The sequence below is a fragment of the Paenibacillus harenae DSM 16969 genome, from assembly GCF_000422465.1.
In the GTDB taxonomy this organism is placed as follows: Bacteria; Bacillota; Bacilli; order Paenibacillales; family Paenibacillaceae; genus Pristimantibacillus; species Pristimantibacillus harenae.
On the sequence record NZ_AULV01000017.1, the window covers coordinates 1 to 22,120 of the forward strand.

Here is a 22,120-nt window from a genome sequence, read left to right on the forward strand (position 1 = left end):
CTCTCGTCCCATTCAATCCGGATTACGATTCATCCTCTGGTGAAATCCTGCGAATAAGCGAGCATTCGTGAGAAAACTGTATCGTACCGAGGGAGCTTAATAAAAAGAGCAGGACGCCGCAGCACCTACTCATTTACGAGTTATTTAACTATCGTACCCGTTAGCGTAACAAAATAGTTCGTTCTTTGCTGAAGTTCTTCTTTGTTAAGCCGTTAAATTACACGAATAGTTTTATCAACGAAGCTATAAAGACTAATAATCCAATAATTAGTCCACCGTGTCCATAATCACTATCGGTACCTATTCCAAGAAAAAAAGCTATCAATGAATCAATAATGGATACAACAATAAGAACAAATGATTCAGTTGTTAAACTAATTACGTACATGTGTATTGCAACAATTCCTAAAAATAATGAAACGATATCTTTTTTACTTGAAACAGATTTGTCCATCATCTCATCCTCCCATCTTTATATGCTATTCAAGTAATGGTTGCGTTATCCTGCCAGTTAGCGTGGAAAAGGCAGCCGATCATTGTGTCATTGTGGTCGGCTGCCTCCGTGTCTTTATTGAGCTATCGTACCCGTTAGCTTAATGCGAAAACTTATTTTTTTCCCAATCTTCTAGTAAAGCCCATGTAATTTCAGGCTCACTCCCGACTGATTTCATAGTTCCTACATAAATCTCTGATGAATTTTTGTTCTCGGAAAAATGTTTAAAAATGTATTTCGTGGTCGCTGTCACATTCAATTCGTCAGCTAATTTTACATCGATCCACGACAGTTTACCTTCTTCACTTTCGCGTACAGTCATGTGCTTTACATTTGAAAAGTATACATATTGGAGTCTTATCTCCGTTTCCTTAATCCGTAATATTATATATTTGAGCTCCAATCCTGTCAGGTCAGCACTTGTCAGTCCCGTCTCTTCTTCAACTTCCCTCAAACACGCTTCTTTTGGAGTATTCATTTCATGCTGCTCTAGGTGTCCCCCAATTGGTACAACCATCCCCGAAACAAAACTATTATTTTTTGGCTTTTCCATTAATAACACTTTTTCTTCATGAAAGAGAAAAGCGACCGACATTTGCCTTAGGGTAATCATGTAATCTCCCTCCAAATCCGATTAAACGTTTTCCCTTATCCAAGAACGTAACTTTTCAGCGTATAAGGGACGTTCATCTGGATCAGTATAAGAACCCTTCGTTAGATAAAGCTGATCGTTTTCATACCTTGGATAAACATGAAGATGGTAATGCCAAACGTCTTGATTGCCAGCAGGCTCATTATGCTGCCGCGTGGAAATCCCGTCACATCCATATGTGCTTTTCATGGCAAACGCTGTTAGTTGAGCTGCACGGTGTATTTCAGCGGCATACTCCACAGAGAGTTCGTATATGTTCTCAAAGTGTTTATTGGGAACAACAAGAACATGTCCTTTATTATTTTCCCACCATTTGCTCGCGATAAATGCTGTTACATATTCATTCTGGTAGATGATATCTCTTTGTTTTGTCCCCTTATTTGGTCGCTCGATTCCCGAAACAACACGACAAAATGGACATTCGTACCCTTCAGGCTTATGTGAATATGCTTTCATCTTTACATTCAATCCCTTCATATTTTTCCGCTAGATTATTAGACGTGAGTTTAGGTTCGTTGCGTTAGCCGCGAAGCGAGACCCTCCACTTAACTATATTTTTCATTAGCTTAGTGGCGAACCACTTAAAGATAGTTCAGGAAATCCTGCACGACTCCATAACCAAAGAGGTGTGTGAACATCAATCGGTGCCAACCCACTACCCAGAAGCGCCTTTTCCCAAGCCTCAGCAACTGCTTGTCTATCATCTGCCGACCCGTTTAATACATCTGAAGAACACAGTCCTAATTTTACGGTTGCTTGTAAAATGTGTGTATCAGGAGCTACTGTGATAAGTTCACGAGTTTTCCATTTAACCGCTGTATAAGACTCCAAAACATACAGCCAGTAATTAAAGATTTTAGGGCCTGAAAGATAAGGGAATTCAGATTTCCTCTTGATTTGCATGATGGTTTTTAAAGCTGCAATATCGAATTGAACTGAATCAATTAAACCAAATACGTCTCCCCTTAAAGAAGATTCATTTATCCCATTAGAGACACTTTTCCAGATTTCAGGGTGACGATTGGGTTGCAGAGCAACACGGTGATATAGCAACGCACTTCGTAAATCTTCAATTTTGCTCTGAGAGACAGTTCTTGGGTCAAATATCCATCGTGAACTTTCATCGAGATAAGCTTGTGCAATCGACCGCCATAATGCATAAGAGTTTCTTTGGTAATTTAGAGACATCCCAAGAGTCAGCACGTTCATTAATTCTTCTTCTGGAACAACGCCCAAGAGAACATCCTCAGGCATTACTTCTCCACCAAGATGTCCCTCGGAATGCATTTGTATCAATAACTTTACGTTCTCTAGAAACTCTCCTGTGACCATTGCATACTTTCCCCCATGTATAAATTCATATTTAATATTTTAACATGGGTTGCCCATTTTATGGGGTTTACCCTTAAAAACTTATACATCTGACAATTACGCAAACCTGCCCGTTACTTTAATGCGAAAAGGAGCAGCTGCCGCAGCAAACTGCTCCCTGGATCGTTCAACTAACGTCATTTAGCGTAACGCAGACCTCTTCAAAGGCTGCTTTAATAGCCAATTAACCGACTTCCGCCTTCGGTTCCTCGTTAGCTTCATCTGCCTGCTTGAAAAGAGAAATTACGTGTAATCATACCATGTGCTCTAAGCATTCCAAACCGTTCATAATACCTCTGTAGGTTTTCATCACAGATTAGGTCGACCATATATATATCCGATAACTCCTGAAGCATACGTTCCACCAGTTTAGCTCCAATGCCTTCCTTTTGATACGCAGGTAACACTTCAAGTAGTGGTATATAAGCTGCTAAAACCCCATCACTTACCGCTGTTATAAAGCCAACAACTACGCTTGCCTTTTCATCAATTGCAAGGACAAATTTATAGCTGCCCTTCAAAAGCTCATAATGTTTTTGGACCGATGGAGGATTAGGCCAGTCTACAAAGAAGCCGTGAAATATAGCAGGTAAAATGCCATCAAGTGACGTTACGTATAGCATATGTTTTCATCCCTTTCCGATTCACGAATGGGTTGCTCTTAAAATATTCCACCAAATATTGTAACTATCCTCCCGTTAGCGTAATGAAGCCGCCGATAATGCCAGCAGCTTCATCATAACTGTTTATTGAGCTATCGTATCCCGTTAGAGTAATGGTTGTTCTAAGGCTAGTGTTATACATTCGGCTGGAATAACTATCCCTTGTCCCTTTCGAATCGCTTGCATCACAGGTGCAATATGATCATTTTTGTATTTGGTTACAGGTATATATGAGTTAACATAGGCTTGAGTAACCTCTTTTCCAGTACTATAATCGTAACCCAGATTAAGAGGTGCTAATCCTCTTAAACTTAAGTGATTTGCTTCCAGATTGTGCGCGTAGTCAGCGATAAACAGACTTTCATAACTATTTGGCAATTCAACTCTTAACAAAACATTGCCTATATACCTCTTAACCATTTCAATCCCCAGATCACCAAAATAAGGACTATTTGTTAACCAATCAGGGAGAGGCTCAAGGAACCCCTCTGCCATAAAACAACCAATAAATTCCTCTGGTGGATGTGGACATATATCAACCCGAAGGCGGGCATACAAACCGCTATTTGGAGTCAAAATTTGCTCCATTCTTTCTTCCCTTGTGTAATGATAAAAAACTATATTGCCACTACCTGTATGCTCAACACGTCCTGAGTCAGATTCAAAACAATAATCTCCTAAACTTAAACCCCTGTTATTTTAAAAAATTTCCCCTAGTCTCATCGGATCACTCCTTATAGGCAATTAAGCTAAGGGTACTTTACAAAGGATGAAACTTCCAGACTGATAATGAATTCCATATTGTGCTATAATATTAATGGGAAAAGACAATTCATCTTCAATGAATTGTCTTTGTTTTTTCGATCATTATTCAACTTTCCTTCTGAGAAAAAGGCAGCCATATGTCGGCAGCCGTATCTTTGTTTTCATTGAACTATCGTACCCGTTAGCGTAATCACTTCTTGAATATATCGAAGTGTTTTACTCTCATTGAATTTACCTCTCCACATTCTAGGCAAATGGTAAGAAGAAGAGGAGATCCTAGACTTAAGAACTTATTTTTGGGATGAACATTTCCATCACCTTTTATTTCACCTTCAACAAAGTTTGTTCCACAAACGATACAAAAAACTTAAGTTCTTTAGGGAAAGGATTTTTACTAATGAGACCATGTATAAACTGTACGGTGTTTTCAAAACCTATCATGTCTTACTCTTGCTAGCTTTATTTATATATTCTTTTATCAGATGGTAGATATCCAACTTCCATACCTGATTTTCTTTTTGTACTCCTAAAGCCAAGGAATGTGTCGTTGTTTCTACACTAACCGTAATAAGCACCGTAACCTTATTCTCCTCAGCTGTACTCTCATCCACTCTTATAGAATCATAATATCTGTAATGTACTGCTGTTTCAGAATCATAATTCATTGCATACTCAAAATAATCTTCCCGAAATTTATCTTGGTTAGGTAGTTGCCCCCCATTATAAGTAATTTCATATATCAAATCTGGGTCGCCTATTGATAGACAGTAAAGATACACCAGTACCATGTCCTCAGGGGTAAAATTGTAAAGGTTGTGCAGGCTCTTCTCAGCTTTAAATCGAGTAAAGGCCTCCTGTTTATCTAGAGACAGTTGTTTCAGATAAGAGAACTTTTTAATGGATTCCTTACCAGGAGTCGTGTTTATACCATTATTGTAAGGCTCTTTTACTTGGTCCTTATTTTGGACTTCCATGGTGGTTTCGGGCCTCACGGTCTTATCTGTGTTGTCACTTCTGCATGCTGACACAAGGGACATCATAGCTAGCACTAATAAAACTAATCCCATTTGCTTCAACATCTATCACTCCTCTATATAAGGAATTAACTTTCCTAGCCTCATTCGAACCCCTTCCTATATTACCACAAATTGGAACTAAACTGCCCGTTAGTTAAGCGCAGGACTGTAACGTGATAGCCCTTCGGCATTAAACTATCGTACCCTTTAGCGTAATACTTTTATGGTACATGTGTTCTTGAATTAGATTGTGTGTGATCGCTTCCCAACATACAAACGTTTTAAACTTATAGACCTTCTGTAATCCTCTTGGAACGACTGGAAACCTGTTTAAACAATTCCTCTTCATCGATGGTGAGAAGCTGTCTGCCGTGCATTAGAGTTTTACCATTCACGATTGTCGTATCCACATCTCCACCATTCACGCTGTATGCAATGAGAGATTCGATATGGTGAATCGGCTGCAAATGGGGCTTTCTCATATCGATTAGAATAATGTCAGCCTTTTTACCAATCTCGAGGGTCCCAACTTCATCATGGATGTTTAACAATTTGGCACTTTCTCGGGTAGCCATATGAAGGGCCTGTGATGCCGGCAATCTCGTCGGATCACCGTAATCTAACTTTTGCAGCCAGGTCGCTGCTTTGATTTCTTCAAACATATCAACAGTCGTCGCACTTCCTGCTCCATCGGTACCTAATCCAACCGTTATGCCTTGCTCCATCATGTCTAAGACCGGAGCAATGCCACATCCGAGCTTTAAGTTACTGACAGGGTTATGGGAGACCCCTCCGTGCATCCCCTTTAAGAACCCTATATCACGACGGTTCAAATGCACACTGTGGGCTAACAAGGCGTGCGTTCGCTCAAAGAGACCGATGTTATATAAAAACTCAGCCGGTGTCTGATTGTATTTCTCTCTTATTTTAATCACTTCTTCTTTCGTCTCGGCCAAATGAGTGTGTATAGGCATTTTCAGTTTTTCTGCTAGTGCGATCACTTCCTTAAATGGCTCAGGTGGGCATGTGTAAGGCGAATGTGGCCCCAACATGGTCGTGATCCTCCCGTCAGACTTTCCACTCCAACGATTGACCAGATCAAGGGCCTCGCTCATCCTTCTGCCTCCGTCATCCGCAAGAAAAACTAATCCACGGGTTAAAGATGCACGCATTCCGACTTCCTCAATAGCAAAGGCAACTTCATTCATATGGATATACATATCAGCAAATGTCGTCGTGCCGGATCGGATCATTTCAGCCATGGAAAGCTTGGCGCCCCAATAGATATCTTCCGGGGTCATTTTGGCTTCCGCAGGAAGCATTTTCTTCTCCAACCAGTCCATGAGCTTGAGATCATCTGAGAAACCTCTTAGCAAACTCATCGGCGTATGTTGATGTGCATTAATTAGCCCTGGCATCGCCACCATGCCCGTTGCCTTTATTACCTCGTCAGCATCAGCAATTACTTCCGCTTGAATATCGGTAATTCGCTCTCCTTCAATTAAAATATCCCCTACAAACGGAGCCTCATCATTCATTGTTAAGATGGTAACGTCCCTGATCAGTGTTTTCATATTTCCTCCTATATCCAATCTATGATACCATTAGCATAAACTCTTCCGTTACGTGAAGGTCAAGCTAATACTTCTTTCTTTTGAATTAAAGCTCCCCCACTAATTAGGTTTTAAAATTATTCCTGAAGTTGACTCAATAGACTGAAATACTTTTACGTTACGACAATCTTTGTTGTCGAATGGGATAGGCGGTAATTATGAAAATTAAAGAAGTCGCAGAGAAGCTCAACATTTCTCCCCGCGCCATTCGCTTTTACGAGGAAAAAGGATTGGTCATTCCAGATAAACAGGCGAACAACCAATACCGAGAATTCAGCGAGCAGGATATCTGGCGTTTGCAGACTATTATTGCGTTACGGGAAGCAGGCATGACGATTGATGATATTAAAAGAGCCCTTGAGAAAATCGAGGGAGCGGACAAGCAGGAACTTCAATACTACCTGGAGCTTCAGCGGTCGGTGATGTTCTCCAAGTGGCTAGAGATCAAGCAGATTATAGAAACCACCGATTATATGATAAGTATTTTAAAGAGAGAAAATACAGAAGCTTGATGACATATACCAACTGGCTGAAGGTTCAAAAAGACTCCGTGAGCAGAGAAACAGTTGGCAGGATAAATGGGGTTTTGATCGGTTAGCAAAGTTCCATGATGAGCGTGTTTTAGATGATGACTCGTTGGAATATAAAGATTATGACAGAGCATTACAGTTAACGGTGAAATGGCTCTCACCCGCTAGTGGAGAGAAAGGGCTGGATATTGGAACCGGTACAGGAAACTTGGCTGGAAAACTTATGGAACAAGGCGCAGAAATGGTGGGAGTAGATCAATCGAAAGAAATGCTGAAACATTTCCAAAGGAAATTTCCGAACATAGAGACGAAACTAGGGAATTTACTTGCCATCCCCTATTTGGAAAGCAGATTTGATTTTGTAGTCACAAGTTTTGCCTTCCACCATCTAACTGACGAGCAGAAAGTGCTGGCGATCCATGAAATGCGCCGAGTTCTAAAGCCACACGGGCGTAGCTGTATTACCGACTTAATGTTAACAGAAAAACAACAAGAAGCCATCGAAAGAGAAGACCTATACTATCCCTCACTCTCTGGCTTGTTACATCTGTTTGATGAACTTGGTTATCTGACAAAACATCAACAGATTAATGAGCTCCTGCATATCGTGTATGCTGTTCCTATAAGATAAAGACAGATTGCACGATGCGTAGCCATCTTTATTATTATTTTTTAGCAATACATATGCTGCCCGATAGTTGAGAAAAGGCTACCGATTCACGCACCGTCGGCAGCCTTTGTTATTTTTCAACTATCTTTACCATTCCCTTTGTGAGTAAAATATAAAAACAGTTTCTTACCCATCCATTTAAACAATTCTTGGTACACAAAGAATGAAAACATGATTAGGCTGGCTAGTATTAACCACCTAGCCATATTTCGTTCAATTTGCATTGGCGAAATGGCTATATATAGTAAGGCTATCACCCCAAACCCGAGACAGTATGCGATTAATGTTACAAAAGCACGTTTATAATTACGAACCCGTAATTTCTTTGAAATTAGACTGTCAATAAATATGGATGTTGGAATAGCGATTATGATATACAAGCCTAATGAAATGGTTAAACCGAAAAAAAATAAATGTCCAAATGAATAGTAATATACGTTCTCTATTCTTTCGTTCATTGGGGTATATTCCCAAATTGTGGCGAATAACGAAACGGATAAAGCGGAAAATATTGCAGCAAGAAATTTTGACAAGCTTTGATCCCCCGTGGCAGAGCGGCTGTATTATTTTAAATCACAAATTGCATTAAAATGGACTCGGTAATAAACCCGTACTATAGTTCAAAAACTATTCCTTGCATTAATCTGTCTGCCCGTTGAGCAAATAAAAAAGGCTGCCGAGTCAACCGTTTTCCATTACCCGTTAGCTCAAAGCTTTCATTCTAACCTAAATAGATAACTCCCATTTTTCTTCTATAAGTTCTTTGTTGCTATAGTTTAAAAAAGTACGACAAGTAGCCATTGTATAAGCCTTTTCATACCCTCTATGTCATTGGTATAACTTCAAACCTTTTTACCCGGACTGGATCAATAAAGTCAATATCACTTTTCCCACGTTTTTCAAATTCCTTAAGTAAGGTTACAAATATTCTCGCTATTAATTTACTATCATCTAATGCATCGTGTCTTCGGAGGTCATCGTTTTTAATCCCATAATATTTCACTAAAAAATCTGTCCATATGATGTCTTTAATTTCTGGATAGAGGTATGAGAATAATGCTTTCGTATCTAGGCACGTGTTTGTCAACATATCTAGGTTATTTCTCTGGCATTCACGATTCAACAATGGCAAATCGAATTCATAACCTGCATGTGTTACCAAAATCGTATCTTTAGTAAACCTTTGAAATTCCTTGTAAGTCTGAGTTAAGGTAGGGGCATTTTCTAAATACTTGTTGTAGACACCGGTAAACCGTTCAACAGCCTCAGGAATTTTTTTGGGGCTCTTTATGTATGTATTGAAAGTTTTTTCCTCGAGAATCTTGTTACCTTCAATTAGAACAGCTCCAATCTGGGTAATGTATTCAGACTCGTGATCTATACCTGTCGCTTCAAAATCAAATACACAATATCTTTGATTTTGAATATCTTTAAGAGTTACCCCGGAAACTAAATACTCAGTATCGGAAATAAAATCAATATTCAAATAAGCCAACTCCTTTTGTTATTGATTATATTATACGACAAGGATATGGGTAGTTCTAATAATTATGGGCCCTTTCGCACTATCCTGCCAGTTAGCTTAACAAAGAAAGGGAGCAGCTGTCGTAGCAACTGCTCCTTGTTTGTTCAACTATCGTACCCGTTAGCTTAACGGAATCCGTCAAGTGTTTTGCTAATCGTAATTCCAAACCAGCTGCCCTTTCCTTATTTTTGCAGCATAGATGATTTGTCCTGTATGATAATGGACCTCTCTAAACATTGCCATCATAAGATTCAAAGCAGTCGTCTCGTTATTTACCTGGCTATATGTAAGAGGGGGCAGATTAAGGAAGGGTTGTGACATTAATAACTCAGGAGTGGATTTGAGATGTTCAAGATATTGTATAAGAATATCAAAAGAATCTCTGGTCATTGTTATCGCTTGTTCTTTAGACATTTGTAGCCCTTTTTCAAATTCCTTATCTCTATCTCTTGTGTCTGGAATTTCTAGAAGAATTGTTTCAATTCGTGAGTGTACTGCACCTCTAATATGAGCAACTAAGTTAGCAATGCTGTTACTTTCCGATGTCAGGGACGAAGTAATATCTTCCTCAGACAATTGTTCAATCGCTTGGAGAGTCCATTTCTTCTCTGACCTGAACTTAACCAACATGCTTTCAATTAGCTCTAAGGCGATTTCCATTTAACGTCCTCCTAGTAAAAGTTTCCATACTCTTAAAATTACCAAACAAATGTTCCCCAACACAATGGGTCAACTACAATTACTTTTACCACGCTAAACTGCCCGTTAGTTGAGCGAAGGGCTGCTACGCGACAACCCTTCGGCATTGAACTATCGTTCCCCGTTAGCCTAATGACTGCAAGGACCATTAGCATCGCTAATCGTTAATTCAATCATCATCCTCGTCAGGCCAAGGTTCTATTGTTTTTATCGCGCTTAATGGAATCAGTAGACGCGTATCGTCACGAGCCTCGGTCGGCATGATAACAATAACATTGTTAAAATAATAATAGCTAAGATATATCCCTGTTACAGTTAAGTTATCTAGATAGGTTATTTTAATACCTCGATTCAAGTAACCCTTCATGAATACTTCCTGTTTTTCCATGAAAAACACCCCCTCATATTCAACTTTTAGTTTAACATAAATTGGAACTATCCTGCCCGTTATCGTAATGAAGCTGCCGTTCATGCCGGCAGCTTCATCATAATTGTTTATTGAGCTATCGTACCCGTTAGTTCAATCATTTGGAGTCTCATGGCATAGGAGTTAGTAAGTTCTTCAACGTGCTCATCATCCAATGATACATAATAACAAATACAATCGTACCTGAAAGGATCCCATTATATAGTTTGCGGAGTTTCATTATTTTTTCAATCAATTTATAAAAGATCATAAAGAACATCACTGTGACCATGATAAAACCAATTAGAAATATTATGAGCATATTAGAGCACGTCCTAATCTCATTTAATTGATTAATTCAATACGTATTTATCTATACAAAGTTACGCTATACTGCCAGTTAGCTCCATAGACGAGGTGCCGTTCTTTGCTGGCAGCCTCGTCTATGGAGCTAACGTACCCATTAGTTCAAATTTCCGTTTGATATATCTCATACTGTATCGGTTTATTTTTCAAAGCTACTTTAAACGATTCATGATTTTCTACTTCAGTAAAATAATCCTCTAAATCACCGCCTTCATCAAAAAAGTACCATAATGCATCATGTTCAAGTTTACTTATCTCATCTGTTGGTTCAAAAACGAAATGGCTTATAAGTTGTTCCATATGCGAGTACTCACCATTGTCTTCATAAACGGAGAATTGACGAACAAAATTTACATAAAACCGTTCTTTACCAAGAGAAAAACCTGTTAGGTCTGAAAATCCACATTCATAGAGTAAACCCGATTCTACCTCACGACCCTCATCGCCAACCTCTTCTTTAGAAAATACTTTAAACACTTCCCAAAACTTTGCTATATCACTAAAATCCTTACCAAGTTCATCTTCAAGGGATTTTTTAAAATAACTTTCTACATCTCGTAATTTAACCACTTTTTCAGCTCCCGCATTCAATCTTTTACTTTCGTCTTTTTCGTTTGTGCAACCTACCACAACAGTCATAAATACAAGGAGTAAAACAATCATTCGAAAATTCACTTCACATCCCCCTTTTTCTTAGATGCTTCTACGCTGAATTACCCTATGGTGATCGGGTGGTAGCAAAAAAAATTTAACCGTTTACGTCACGCGAACGTTTCTCACTCTCTTGTAAAATCAAAAGGTTCCATTACTAACTTTTTTATGATTACCAATATCCAATTTTACATACAAAAACTGGTTTCTAGCTGCACGGCAGTTGGCGGTCCCGTTGAAATTTATGGAGCTAATCTGCCCGTTCGCTAAATAAAATGAGCAGGCTACTGCAGCGCCTGCTCATCGATGTGCTATTTAACTATCGTACCCGTTAGCGTAACAAAAGGACTAGCGTTTTTTTCTATATGGAAGTAGACTGCGTTCTACCCATTCATAAAATTTATTTTCTGCTTCTTCGTAGTCACGAACCTTAAAAATCACAACACCAAACAATTCATGTCTTGGCTGAGACTTAACAAATAATCCACTATCGTTACTATCATCGTAGTAAACAACCCAACTGTCCTCTTCAAAAAAACCAACAGCTTCTATGTCATTACCATCCTTGTAATAACCCAAGTGCCAATGGCTTATTTCCAATTAATCCTTATCTCCTTTACTTCTATAATTTATTGAACTCTCGTCATCTGTTAGCGTAATAATAATTTCATAGGTTAATTGAACAGTCCTCACATAATCTAGACAGCAAAAAAGGAGCTTCTTAGTTGTATGTCCATAATATCGTAAGCCTTACCTCCTCTTTCGAAAGAAATAATAGGATACTGTTAGGTAAATGATCAAGAGACAGGTTGTTCGAAAATATGGCGTTTCATACCATTTCGGAGGTCCTATATACACAATGTGATTAAAAAATAAGTTAATGCATGCCAAAGTTAAACAGGTGAATATGGCGTACAAAATAAAGTAAAACAATACTCTCATATTATCACCTTCTGTTTGTAGATTCAGATTACATGAAATAGTAGTGCATATCCCTAATTCATGAATAGACCCCACGCCCATTGCCCCCCAATAATTAGCATTTGCTATTATAGACGTTACGCTAAAATTCTAATGTTGCAAGAATGGGGAGAATTTATTGTGTTAATCTGCCAGTTAGCGTAACGAAGGGCTACACGCGGGTATCCCTTTCGATGTTCAAAAAGCACTACTCCATCGCATAATCCACAACCACTAACTCGATATTTTCTGGTACTATTTTTTGAAGAGACTCCACTGTTGAAAATTGCTCATCACTTGAGAATGCGGTAATATAATTACCGTCAGGCCCTACCCAAAACATAGTGGAATTTTCGGTCATAGTTGCCACCGGAGTAATCGCCACCCATTTTGGTTTGACGAGAATGGTTCGATTTTTTTTAGTCCGTTTAATAGGGGAAGGTGCCTCATATTCCCTTTCCTCAAGCCTAAAACTGTCCTGTTTTAGAGACCATAAGGTCAAGTTATTCATGCTTCCGTTCCCATATAGATAAGGAAAATATTGATTGAATTGATGAGGAGTGCGGATAACGACCTTCATAAATAACGTATTTTTTCTGCTTCCCTTCATGTAGGTGAACGTCATATTTTGCATTTGAAACAGCTCTTCGTATTCTTCTTGTTGGGAATCATAGATTTCAGCAAGGGAATAAATCGGATAATAATCCGGGTTATTCATCCAGATGCAAAAAAGTTCTTCAAGGATGTCACAAAAATTTACGATGTATTTGAAATCACCGTCAATGTCAAACGGATAAGTGGATTCCAAACCTGGTACAGATATTACTTTTTCGGGCGGGAAGTAGTTTATTTCTACCTTCATTTTAATCGCCTCTTTTAAAAAAATCAGAATAGTTATATTTACATATTAACACATTGACCCATCATTTTCGTTTCCCTGATACTATTAACTTCTTCAACTAGCCTGCAAGTTACTTAAATGAGCATTAAAAAGGAGCTGACCTCGCGGCAGCTCCCCCACTATCGTACCCGTTAGCGTAACGAAGGCTTCCCGCAAGGAAGCCTATTTATACTAAAGATCAACCTACAGATATTCCTTGATTTCTAATATGTCTTTAATTACACCAATTAACTTGGAGTTCCCTTGATTCTCTTCATTTTTCTTATTTAGCCAAATCGAACGGATCCCCACATTACCAGGTCCTTCAATATCATTCTTCCATGAGTCACCAATATACACTACATCATCCGGTGAGGATTGAAAATACTCCAGTGCTTTATAATAAATTTCTGGGCTAGGTTTTTCAAAACCTATTTCATCAGAAATGATTATAGAACCAGTCGGAAAGAAACTTCTTATTCCCATAGCTTCCAACTTGTCGTATTGCCAATTCGCAATCCCATTTGTAACAATTCCTAGCAAATAGTTCTGCTGTAGATCGAGCAGTAATTCCACTAAATTAGGATTAGCTTTCATGAATGTCTTACTTACTTCCTTATGTAAGTTGTTAAAATCATTTGCAATGGCTTCATTAATTTCTTTGTTAAACTCGGCTAATGCATGTATCAATCTGTAATTTCGAAACTGTTGTAGGGTAATTACTTGTTTATGATACATCTCTTCGAAAACCCCATTCTGCCTCCAGTACACATCAAACAAGAGATCTACATCATATTCTTTAGTGGAATGATGTTGACGAAAAGTTTCCAGAAGGCTTACTTTCCAATAGTCTTCAAAATGAATTAGGGTATCATCTAAGTCAAATAGTATGACTTTATAAGACATATTCTTCTCCTTTCTCTTTCTTACAGATATTCAAACGATCAGGAGCAGGTCGCCGCGGCGCCTGCTCAGTCATAATTATTGCGCTATCGTACCCGTTAGCTTAACAACAACTACTCCTTATGCTGGAGTGGTTTCTTTAATAAACTTCTCTTTTAATAATGAATAAAAGCGATTCAAATTTTTCGAAAAACAGGTAATTGATAAGTTAGAAACCTATATCGAAGGACAAGTAAGTGTAGTTGATTTTTGTGGAACAATTCTCGTAACGCAATCAGGTGTCAGTCTATTTGTAGGCTTCTGATTCTCTAATTTTAAAATCGCGAAGGTTTAACAAATCCAGTCTAGGTCAGCTAAAACAAATAAATTATTTGCATAAAGGATTGGAATATCGGAATAATAGTAGCGTGTTTTTAAAAACTAGTAGGTATACAAAGGAGTCAAAAATGGAAAAAAGCGGGCACAAAACGGTTATCCATACGGAGGATCGAAACGAAATGAATGGTGATGAAGCAGCCATAATTCTGGATGGACAGGCAACTAAAAAGGTTCCAAGTGAGCCAAGTCTAATGGAACGAACAGAAGAGGTTATGGAGAACATAGGAACTACGATAAACAGTATTTGAGTTAAGGCAAGTCTTTAACGTAAGTTGAATCAATTGGAATAACTTTTAAGGAGCTGCTGATGCAGCTCCATTTTTTATTGAACAATCGTTCCACGTGAGCTCAATCATCCAATTCATCTTTCTGTGTAAGAGCATCCTTTCCCTCTCTTAATTGATCCTCAGTAAAGATTAACTCACCTAATGTCCAAAAATGTTAGCTTCTTTGCTCTGGAAAAAAACTTGCCGCTGCTTGGAGTAACGTACGATTGTAAGAACCGACTCTTGTACTGCCACAAATTCCGATGATATGGATTGCATGACCCTGTTCCCTCATGGTTTGCAACTCCTTTCAGATTATTTGCCGCCCGTTACACGTATCATTTCACCATTGACAAAGGAATTGGCCGCCGAACCAAGAAATGCAATGAGACCTGCTACATCTTCCGGCGTTCCCAGTCTCCTTGTTGGCATGGATGAGGCGAACTTCTGCAGCATCTCAGGCGGAAAATCCCTCAAGTTACGTTCAGTCAGCGTTAGGCCGGGCAAGACAACATTGGAAAATATTCCTTCACTCGCAAGTTCAACGGAGAGTGCTCTGCTGAAACCGTGTAGTCCGGCTTTTGCCGTCATATAGGAGGATGCGCCAGCCATGCCATCCTCCGCTATCTCCGATGAGACATGAACGATACGTCCCCATTGACCTTTCATGAACGGCAGTACCGTTTTTGTAACCAGGTATGCCGATTTAAGATTGTGGTCAATCATTTGAAGCCATTCTTCCGGGTCACTTTCCGCAATACGAACGGGATGCCGATCACCGGTAACAGCATTATTGACCAGAACTGAAATGGCACCAAATTTCCTGCCTACTCTGGATATCGTCTCTTGGATGGAGGAACTTCGGGTTAAATCCATTTGGACGGCTTCGCCAATCCCACCGCGTTCTCCAATTTCCTTAACGACCGTTGACGAAGCTGAGGAATCACTGGCAAATGTGAACACAACTCTGGCCCCTTCTTCTGCATACCTAAGAACGGTGGCCTTGCCAATTCCTTTTGAACCGCCTGTAACAAGCACAACTTTACCTGACAATCCAAGATCCATACATATTCCCCCCGTCAACAGATAGACCAGTCTACATAATTATTCGAAAATGAAACCAACAACACACCGACGTTTACCGGCTATTGCTGGCATTAAGAGTCAGACTTGTTTCTGTGCCTGTACTATCAACAGCTTTAATTCTTCTGCAATGGATAACAACGGTTCAGGGCTGCGATACGTGCGACAAAGTACGACGGCGCCCTCGATTGAGGCAGTAATGAGCATTGCGATTCGAGCCGCTCTATCGGTCCTGAATCCATGTTCGATAAGCATGTTGGCATAAGCGTTCTGCCATGCTATATAAATCTCACCGCAGACTTTCCGAAGTCTATCGCTTGTATGAGCGGTCTCAAGAGCAACGGAAGCGATTGATCCCGCTTTAATAAAGTCGGAATGCACAAACTTGCGGGCAACATACGTTACGATAGCGTGTACGGCATCAGCTGGATCGGTTACATTCGCAAGCGCCTTTCGAATTTGTTCGGTTACCGCCTGCCCGTGGATTCCGACCGATTCTGCGACCAGCTCCTCTTTCCCGTTTGGAAAATAGTAGTACAACGAACCTTTGGGTGCTCCTCCTTCCTTTATGATTTGATTAAGACCTGTAGCGTGATAGCCCTGAAGTTCAAGCAGATGGGAAGTCGCTTGGATCAGTCGCTCGCGGGCCGATAATGTTCGTTCCATTGTCAGTTTCCTTTCCGAATTATAGCGATTGGTCTATATAAAACATAGCCATTTTCTCATTCGGTGTCAACTCCTGATATTCCTTGGCTCCGCCAAACCGAATGGCGAATCCGCACCACTTCCCGCCAAACATCGAGACGGCGAACAATATTACTGCCTGTACAAACTTTTTAATTCTTTGTACTCTGGTAACAACACATTCTCAATGTATTTGTAGTCATTGACGATAATGTCAAGAAAAGTATTTACTTTGTCCGTTTTATAACCTCCAAAGAAACTTTTATCAAATTCTTTATGAAGGATTAATTTAGATGTTAATATCATATTTTCATCATTTTTTTGATCGCTGTTATGAATTGTTTCGGATGAAATGATTTTTACAGAACCATTATAATAAGTTATTACTTTTGTAATGCCTTGGTTATTTTCCATTATTATCTCGATCCCACTATAAGATATATTATCCCTTGGCGTTGATCTAACGATAATATTTGTTATATGAAACCCGTCTGAGAGTAGCGTTTGATATTGTTTATCCAGTTTTGGAAATTGCTTTATACATTCAACCAACGTTTCAAACATAATTACCTCCTGCTTAAAATCCCTTAAGTTTTTAATTGAATTTCCGGTTATATCTCCATATACACCAACGGCACCAACAATTATTCTTCCCTCTACTTTATTTAACATTATTTCATAATTGTGATTACGCTAAACTCCCTGCCCGTTCGTAACGAAGGGCTACCAGCCTGTTCCAATGGATGAATCTCAAAAGGCCGTGAAATATCTATAATCCCCTCTATAAAAAAAAACAGCGGGCGTATGATTGACATACACTCGCTAAGACTGTTGACTAAGCCCCGTTATTCGGGGCTTTTGTTCTTTCAAAGCTAATCACGACAATTCCCGAATACCCGTGTTCGCTTTCACTAATATCTCGTCAAACTTGGCATCATCCCGCTTGGAAGAGAAATAAGTTCCTATAACCGCCCCCAAGAACCCTAATGGAATCGAGATGATTCCCGGATTGGTCAGGCTAATGAGCGGTGTGCCGACGAAGATTGCTTTGCCTGCGACCGGATCCCAGACGTTAGGACTGACTGCTACAAGAACGAGAGCGCTAATTAAACCGATCAGCATACCCGTAACGGCTCCCGTTGTGTTAAACCGTTTCCAGAATACCGTAAATACGAGAACGGGCAGGTTGGCGCTGGCGGCCACGGCAAAGGCAAGAGCCACAAGGAACGCGACATTCAGCTTCTGCGCAAACAGAGCAAGCAGGATGGAAATAACGGCAACGCCCACGGAAGCCAGTCGGGCTGCCCTTACCTGCTCTTTCTCCCGTACGTTCCCTTTCCGGATAATATGGCCATAGAAATCGTGGGCGAAGGCGGAGGCGGCGGAGAGCACTAGACCGGCGACAACAGCCAGAATCGTTGCGAAGGCCACAGCCGACACAAAGGCGAACAAGAACTCTCCGCCAATAGCTTTGGCCAGAAGAGGAGCAGCCATATTGCCTGCGGCGTTCGCTTGCACAATCGCGTCCTTGCCGACGAAAGCCGCCGCACCGAAGCCGAGAAATAGCGTCATGACATAGAACAACCCGATGATCCAAGTGGCAACGACAACGGATTTTCTTGCGGTCGGCGCGTCTTTAACGGTGAAGAAACGGATCAGAATATGCGGCAGGCCTGCCGTCCCCAGCACGAGCGCCAAGTTAAGAGAAAGAGTATCGAGTCCGTTCGCAAATTTGTTGCCCGGATTCAAGAACGCCTCCTTCAGAGGGGTCGCCGTCCGCATTGCGTCGAACATGTACCCGATATTGAAATTGAATTTTGCGAAAACAATAAGCGAAATAATGAACGTGCCGGCTATTAGCAGCACGCATTTGATGATTTGCACCCAACTCGTCGCTGTCATGCCGCCGAATACAACATAAACGGTCATAAGCACTCCGACGATCAGCACGGATGCCGTGTAATCGAGGCCGGGGATAAGAAGCGAGATGAGCGCTCCGGCGCCGACCAGCTGGGCGATCATGTAGAAGATGGAGATGACGATCGAATTGAGCGCTGCGACACCGCGAATTTTTTTGTTATCGAAGCGTGCCGCAATCATATCCGCCATCGTATACTTACCCAGATTCCGCAGCGGCTCCGCTACGAGATACAACACGACCAGATAGGCGACGAGGAAACCGATGCTGTAGAAAAATCCGTCAAAGCCGAACAGCGCGATCATTCCCGCAATCCCGAGGAAGGAAGCCGCAGACATGTAATCCCCGGCAATGGCAAGCCCATTCTGCCAACCTGTCAATCCACCGCCGGCAGTGTAGAATTCGTTCACCGTTTTTGTTTTTTTGGCTGCATAATAGGTAATGACAAGCGTGCCCAGCACGATGACGAGAAATAACAAAAACGCCGTATTCATCGGTCAGCCCGCCTTTCTTCGGCGGCTTGCACCTGATCTTTGATCTCTTCGCAAAGCGCGTCGAAGGTTTTGGATTTCCTGGAATAGAGGGAGCATAACGCCCATGTCATAATAAACTGGGTGAACGCAAAGACCCACGCCCAGGAAATCGAGCCGACAGCCCTATTATTCAACACCTCGGAGTATGACGTCAGGACCGGAAGAGTAAAGTAATACGCCAGGAAGAATAAGGTCATCGGAATGATAAAACGTTTCTTCTTCGCCATCAGCTTGCGGAAGAGCTCCGAACGGGCAACGTCGCTGTACGTTAACTGGTTCTTTCTCAACGCGATTCCCTCCATTTGATGAATTGCGCAAGGTAAACGGTTTCGGTATATCTATATTGTAAGCGCTTCATATATTATAGTTAATATTTTCCGCCATTGAACGATTTCGGTGCGAAACGTCGAAAATCGCTCCTTACATACCCAGAAACCGTCCTGAACGTACAACTATAACGATTAATGCCCTTGCAGCAGCCGGATCATTTCTTTGGCCGCCAAACGGGAAACCGGTATTTGAGTCCGATTCGGATCTCTTAAAATGGCATTGTAGGCGCCGTTAAACCAAGGCTCTAGCTCATAAATATAATCCAGATTGACCAGATAGCTCCGATGAGGACGGAAGAACGAAGGTCCCAGCCTCTCCTCGAGCTCTTGCAGCGTTTGTTTTGCCGCATAAGACCGGCCATCCGACATATGAATGCGGGTTACCTTATCCTCTTTGACCGCATAGAGGAACAGCTCCGCCTCCAGCACGACCATACGGGCGCCGTCATCCACAAGAAGCTTGCCGCTCTTGTAAGGGGGGCCCGTTGGCGCTTTCGTTTTTATATCGGTCCCGGCTTCAGACCTTCTTCCGCGGATACGCTCAAGCGTTTGCTTTAACCGCTCTTCAGCGTAAGGCTTAAGCAGATAATCCACCGCTTCCAATTGAAATGCTTCGAGCGCGTATTGATCATAGGCTGTCGTAAAGACAAGGAAAGGCCGGATATCCATCTCATACAGCCGGTGAGCCGCCTGAATACCGTTCATCTCAGGCATTTCGATATCAAGAAAGACAACTTCGGGCTTATGCTTCTGCGCCAGCTCCAATGCTTCAACTCCACTGGCAGCCGACGGTACCAGCTCAACGTCCGGCTCCTTCGACAGCAGGTAGATGAGCTCCTCCCTTGCCAACCGCTCATCTTCCGCGATCATGATTCTAAGCTTCATTGATTTTCCCCCTCCATTCCCCGTTGCCGCAGGGGACGGCAAACGTTATCCGCGTCCCGCTCTCGGGACGGTTCCCGTACGTAAGCGATGCTTCCGGGCCAAGTAAACTGACCAAACGCTGATTGACATTATGAACGCCCAGGCCGGTGCTCCCGCTTCCGCTCATCGGGACCGTACCCAGCTTGTCCAGGAGGCTGTCCGGAATTCCTTCACCGTTGTCCTCTACGATGATTCGCACCGCATCCCCTTCCCGCTTCATTTCAATTCGAACCCATCCCCCGTTTGTTTTTTTCTTAAGCCCGTGCTGGATGCTGTTCTCAACGAGGGGCTGAAGCGTGGATGGCGGGATCAGAACCATCTCAAGATTCGGCTCCGATACGCATTCCACCTTCAATTGATCGGCGAACCGAATCCGGATAATCTCCAAATAGGTGTTCAGATGCTCCATCTCCCGATATAGGGGAATAAGCTGCGACTGGGTCATCGTCAAGTTCATCCTCATGAACTGCCCCAGCTGCACCGTCATATGTCGTGCATGGTCCGGATCGGTCCGGATTAAGGTTACAATGGCATTTAACGTATTAAACAGAAAATGCGGATTAATCTGCGCCTGCAGTACCCGGAGCTCCGCATCCTTCATCAGCGCTTCCAGCTTCTCGCCCATCGCGCTTGTCAACTGGCTGGAGATCAGCTTTCTCAAACCGTATGCAAATTCAATCTCCACCTTGCGGATCTGTTTGGATCTGCGAAAAAAAAGCTTGATTAACCCGGCTGTCCTGCCCGATTGGTCGAACGGCACGATGATGGCCGCCCCCAAATCGGGATGATGAGGCTGGATCTGTTCCCGGTTAACCGCAATCTGAATCGTACCGGTACGAATCGCCTTTCTCGACAATTCCGTTACAATGGATTCCCCGGGGACGTGCCGGGACGTGCCGATGCCGGCATGCGCAAGAATCCGTTCCGTGTCCGTAACGCCCACGGCGTCGGCCTGCAATTCCCGCAGCAGAATGGCTGCCGTCTCCCGTGCCGTCTCATAGGATAATCCCTGCTTTAGGTGAGGAAGGACCATTTCTGTAATGGTAAACGCCCTTTGAGTTTCAAGCGCCGCTGCCCGCTCCTCTTCCTTGAGAGCAACCTGAATCATCGCGACGAATATGGCGATTCCGATACTGTTCGTAATGACCATAGGAACACCCACCCGATTAACGAGCTCGATAGCCGTCTCTGAGGAGGTGGTGACAATCAATAGGACCCCCATCTGAAGGATAGGGGCAAACACCCCGATGAACATCGCTTTAATCGGGGCGATAATCCGCTCCTCATAGAAGAAACGAGCGACGAATCCCGCCAGAAGGCCGATGAGCGGAGAAGAAACCGCATAGGAGACGCCGGCAAGTCCTCCCAAAAAATAAGCATGCAGGCCTGTCAGCAACCCCGCTCCGGCACCGACATAAACGCCTCCGAGCAATCCGGCCATTACAATGCCGATGAGCGCGGAATGCGCCATCATTTCATCCGGGGCAAGCGAGGTTACCCAGAACGCGGAGCCCGTCTCCTCCGGACTCACGGCGACGCCGGCGTACGTCCCTACAATACCGATCAGGCCGAACAATACGGCAAAAACAATTCCCGTTCGAAGATTGATATCCCGGTCCAATATATTTCGGAACAACGGGATGCGGGTCAGTATAAACATAAGGATCAAGAGCATCCCCATTCGCTCGAACAAGACAAGCGCAAGCTGTTCCACAAGCACTCCTCCCGCCGCTTAAACTAAGGTCCTTTCATATAAAACGAAAACAATTTCTATCCTATTTCAGGATAAATGCTTATGATCATCCGCGCAATCATTTAAAGTAAGATCTCACGGACATGGAAA

General features: G+C 42.0%; 23 protein-coding genes and 1 pseudogene. 2 read left to right on the forward strand and 22 right to left on the reverse strand.

Annotation, left to right across the window (positions count from 1 at the left end; genetic code table 11):
- Positions 1-217: 217 nt before the first annotated feature.
- The 8 genes from H581_RS0104720 to H581_RS0104760 form a co-directional block, all read right to left on the reverse strand.
- A complete protein-coding gene (locus tag H581_RS0104720) occupies positions 218-457 on the reverse strand; it encodes a hypothetical protein (RefSeq protein WP_156889499.1) in 240 nt (79 codons plus the stop codon).
- A 136-nt stretch (positions 458-593) separates the two neighbouring features.
- Complete coding sequence (locus H581_RS36245; RefSeq protein WP_051250464.1) at positions 594-1,106, reverse strand: NUDIX domain-containing protein; 513 nt, start codon at positions 1,104-1,106, stop codon at positions 594-596.
- 21 nt (positions 1,107-1,127) lie between these two features.
- Entirely contained in the window at positions 1,128-1,601 is a 474-nt protein-coding gene (locus H581_RS0104730; RefSeq protein ID WP_028609023.1) for an HIT family protein, read from the reverse strand.
- Positions 1,602-1,706: 105 nt separating this feature from the next.
- A complete protein-coding gene (locus H581_RS0104735; RefSeq protein ID WP_028609024.1) occupies positions 1,707-2,477 on the reverse strand; it encodes a hypothetical protein in 771 nt (256 codons plus the stop codon).
- A gap of 257 nt (positions 2,478-2,734) precedes the next feature.
- Positions 2,735-3,139, reverse strand: a complete 405-nt coding sequence (locus tag H581_RS0104740) for a GNAT family N-acetyltransferase (protein ID WP_028609025.1) — start codon at positions 3,137-3,139, stop codon at positions 2,735-2,737.
- Between the two features lie 144 nt (positions 3,140-3,283).
- Positions 3,284-3,766: a hypothetical protein gene (locus tag H581_RS33045; protein ID WP_211231448.1), complete on the reverse strand. Its 483-nt coding sequence runs from the start codon at positions 3,764-3,766 to the stop codon at positions 3,284-3,286.
- A gap of 614 nt (positions 3,767-4,380) precedes the next feature.
- Positions 4,381-5,022, reverse strand: a complete 642-nt coding sequence (locus H581_RS0104755; protein WP_028609026.1) for a hypothetical protein — start codon at positions 5,020-5,022, stop codon at positions 4,381-4,383.
- A 224-nt stretch (positions 5,023-5,246) separates the two neighbouring features.
- A complete protein-coding gene (locus H581_RS0104760) occupies positions 5,247-6,533 on the reverse strand; it encodes an amidohydrolase (RefSeq protein WP_028609027.1) in 1,287 nt (428 codons plus the stop codon).
- Between the two features lie 197 nt (positions 6,534-6,730).
- Here H581_RS0104760 and H581_RS33050 point away from each other — a divergent pair.
- Positions 6,731-7,733 (forward strand): annotated as a pseudogene (locus tag H581_RS33050) (MerR family transcriptional regulator).
- An 862-nt stretch (positions 7,734-8,595) separates the two neighbouring features.
- Here the strand turns inward: H581_RS33050 and H581_RS0104775 are convergent.
- The 7 genes from H581_RS0104775 to H581_RS0104810 all read right to left on the reverse strand — a co-directional run bounded on the left by H581_RS0104775 (position 8,596) and on the right by H581_RS0104810 (position 14,165).
- Complete coding sequence (locus H581_RS0104775; RefSeq protein ID WP_028609029.1) at positions 8,596-9,258, reverse strand: 3'-5' exonuclease; 663 nt, start codon at positions 9,256-9,258, stop codon at positions 8,596-8,598.
- 189 nt (positions 9,259-9,447) lie between these two features.
- Positions 9,448-9,957 carry a DinB family protein gene (locus H581_RS0104780; RefSeq protein ID WP_028609030.1) on the reverse strand — a complete coding sequence of 170 codons (510 nt, stop codon included), beginning with the start codon at positions 9,955-9,957 and terminating at the stop codon, positions 9,448-9,450.
- A gap of 208 nt (positions 9,958-10,165) precedes the next feature.
- A complete protein-coding gene (locus H581_RS0104785; RefSeq protein ID WP_156889500.1) occupies positions 10,166-10,384 on the reverse strand; it encodes a hypothetical protein in 219 nt (72 codons plus the stop codon).
- A 486-nt stretch (positions 10,385-10,870) separates the two neighbouring features.
- On the reverse strand, positions 10,871-11,443 hold the full coding sequence (locus H581_RS0104795) for a hypothetical protein (protein WP_051250465.1): 573 nt from the start codon (positions 11,441-11,443) through the stop codon (positions 10,871-10,873).
- A 324-nt stretch (positions 11,444-11,767) separates the two neighbouring features.
- Entirely contained in the window at positions 11,768-12,019 is a 252-nt protein-coding gene (locus H581_RS33055; protein ID WP_036717789.1) for a DUF3986 family protein, read from the reverse strand.
- Positions 12,020-12,587: 568 nt separating this feature from the next.
- Complete coding sequence (locus H581_RS0104805; protein WP_028609034.1) at positions 12,588-13,241, reverse strand: hypothetical protein; 654 nt, start codon at positions 13,239-13,241, stop codon at positions 12,588-12,590.
- A 222-nt stretch (positions 13,242-13,463) separates the two neighbouring features.
- Complete coding sequence (locus tag H581_RS0104810) at positions 13,464-14,165, reverse strand: HAD family hydrolase (protein ID WP_028609035.1); 702 nt, start codon at positions 14,163-14,165, stop codon at positions 13,464-13,466.
- A gap of 443 nt (positions 14,166-14,608) precedes the next feature.
- Between H581_RS0104810 and H581_RS0104815 the strand changes: the two genes are divergently transcribed.
- Complete coding sequence (locus H581_RS0104815; RefSeq protein WP_028609036.1) at positions 14,609-14,788, forward strand: hypothetical protein; 180 nt, start codon at positions 14,609-14,611, stop codon at positions 14,786-14,788.
- A 333-nt stretch (positions 14,789-15,121) separates the two neighbouring features.
- Here the strand turns inward: H581_RS0104815 and H581_RS0104820 are convergent, their stop codons facing one another.
- The 7 genes from H581_RS0104820 to H581_RS0104850 form a co-directional block, all read right to left on the reverse strand.
- Positions 15,122-15,871, reverse strand: coding sequence for an SDR family NAD(P)-dependent oxidoreductase (locus H581_RS0104820; protein ID WP_028609037.1), 750 nt, complete (start codon positions 15,869-15,871; stop codon positions 15,122-15,124).
- A gap of 99 nt (positions 15,872-15,970) precedes the next feature.
- Entirely contained in the window at positions 15,971-16,555 is a 585-nt protein-coding gene (locus tag H581_RS0104825; protein ID WP_028609038.1) for a TetR/AcrR family transcriptional regulator, read from the reverse strand.
- Positions 16,556-16,705: 150 nt separating this feature from the next.
- Positions 16,706-17,245, reverse strand: coding sequence for a DivIVA domain-containing protein (locus tag H581_RS33060; RefSeq protein ID WP_036717793.1), 540 nt, complete (start codon positions 17,243-17,245; stop codon positions 16,706-16,708).
- A gap of 204 nt (positions 17,246-17,449) precedes the next feature.
- Positions 17,450-18,985 (reverse strand): solute symporter family protein, encoded by a 1,536-nt coding sequence (locus H581_RS0104835; RefSeq protein WP_028609039.1) that lies wholly within the window; start codon positions 18,983-18,985, stop codon positions 17,450-17,452.
- Entirely contained in the window at positions 18,982-19,326 is a 345-nt protein-coding gene (locus H581_RS0104840) for a DUF485 domain-containing protein (RefSeq protein ID WP_036717795.1), read from the reverse strand. The genes H581_RS0104835 and H581_RS0104840 overlap by 4 nt, the downstream gene beginning before the upstream one ends.
- 159 nt (positions 19,327-19,485) lie before the next feature.
- Positions 19,486-20,238, reverse strand: coding sequence for a LytR/AlgR family response regulator transcription factor (locus H581_RS0104845; RefSeq protein ID WP_028609041.1), 753 nt, complete (start codon positions 20,236-20,238; stop codon positions 19,486-19,488).
- The gene (locus H581_RS0104850; RefSeq protein WP_028609042.1) at positions 20,228-21,991 is read right to left on the reverse strand and encodes a LytS/YhcK type 5TM receptor domain-containing protein; all 1,764 of its coding nucleotides are present in this window, start codon (positions 21,989-21,991) and stop codon (positions 20,228-20,230) included. The genes H581_RS0104845 and H581_RS0104850 overlap by 11 nt, the downstream gene beginning before the upstream one ends.
- Positions 21,992-22,120 lie beyond the last annotated feature (129 nt).

What these genes read in the sequence shown, in the direction of transcription:
- H581_RS0104720 (WP_156889499.1), bottom strand. Translation starts at nt 457, where the DNA reads ATGATGGACAAATCTGTTTCAAGTAAAAAAGATATCGTTTCATTATTT.
- H581_RS36245 (WP_051250464.1), bottom strand. Translation starts at nt 1,106, where the DNA reads ATGATTACCCTAAGGCAAATGTCGGTCGCTTTTCTCTTTCATGAAGAA.
- H581_RS0104730 (WP_028609023.1), bottom strand. Translation starts at nt 1,601, where the DNA reads ATGAAAGCATATTCACATAAGCCTGAAGGGTACGAATGTCCATTTTGT.
- H581_RS0104735 (WP_028609024.1), bottom strand. Translation starts at nt 2,477, where the DNA reads ATGGTCACAGGAGAGTTTCTAGAGAACGTAAAGTTATTGATACAAATG.
- H581_RS0104740 (WP_028609025.1), bottom strand. Translation starts at nt 3,139, where the DNA reads ATGCTATACGTAACGTCACTTGATGGCATTTTACCTGCTATATTTCAC.
- H581_RS33045 (WP_211231448.1), bottom strand. Translation starts at nt 3,766, where the DNA reads ATGGAGCAAATTTTGACTCCAAATAGCGGTTTGTATGCCCGCCTTCGG.
- H581_RS0104755 (WP_028609026.1), bottom strand. Translation starts at nt 5,022, where the DNA reads ATGTTGAAGCAAATGGGATTAGTTTTATTAGTGCTAGCTATGATGTCC.
- H581_RS0104760 (WP_028609027.1), bottom strand. Translation starts at nt 6,533, where the DNA reads ATGAAAACACTGATCAGGGACGTTACCATCTTAACAATGAATGATGAG.
- H581_RS0104780 (WP_028609030.1), bottom strand. Translation starts at nt 9,957, where the DNA reads ATGGAAATCGCCTTAGAGCTAATTGAAAGCATGTTGGTTAAGTTCAGG.
- H581_RS0104785 (WP_156889500.1), bottom strand. Translation starts at nt 10,384, where the DNA reads ATGGAAAAACAGGAAGTATTCATGAAGGGTTACTTGAATCGAGGTATT.
- H581_RS0104805 (WP_028609034.1), bottom strand. Translation starts at nt 13,241, where the DNA reads ATGAAGGTAGAAATAAACTACTTCCCGCCCGAAAAAGTAATATCTGTA.
- H581_RS0104810 (WP_028609035.1), bottom strand. Translation starts at nt 14,165, where the DNA reads ATGTCTTATAAAGTCATACTATTTGACTTAGATGATACCCTAATTCAT.
- H581_RS0104815 (WP_028609036.1), top strand. Translation starts at nt 14,609, where the DNA reads ATGGAAAAAAGCGGGCACAAAACGGTTATCCATACGGAGGATCGAAAC.
- H581_RS0104820 (WP_028609037.1), bottom strand. Translation starts at nt 15,871, where the DNA reads ATGGATCTTGGATTGTCAGGTAAAGTTGTGCTTGTTACAGGCGGTTCA.
- H581_RS0104825 (WP_028609038.1), bottom strand. Translation starts at nt 16,555, where the DNA reads ATGGAACGAACATTATCGGCCCGCGAGCGACTGATCCAAGCGACTTCC.
- H581_RS33060 (WP_036717793.1), bottom strand. Translation starts at nt 17,245, where the DNA reads ATGTTAAATAAAGTAGAGGGAAGAATAATTGTTGGTGCCGTTGGTGTA.
- H581_RS0104835 (WP_028609039.1), bottom strand. Translation starts at nt 18,985, where the DNA reads ATGAATACGGCGTTTTTGTTATTTCTCGTCATCGTGCTGGGCACGCTT.
- H581_RS0104840 (WP_036717795.1), bottom strand. Translation starts at nt 19,326, where the DNA reads ATGGAGGGAATCGCGTTGAGAAAGAACCAGTTAACGTACAGCGACGTT.
- H581_RS0104845 (WP_028609041.1), bottom strand. Translation starts at nt 20,238, where the DNA reads ATGAAGCTTAGAATCATGATCGCGGAAGATGAGCGGTTGGCAAGGGAG.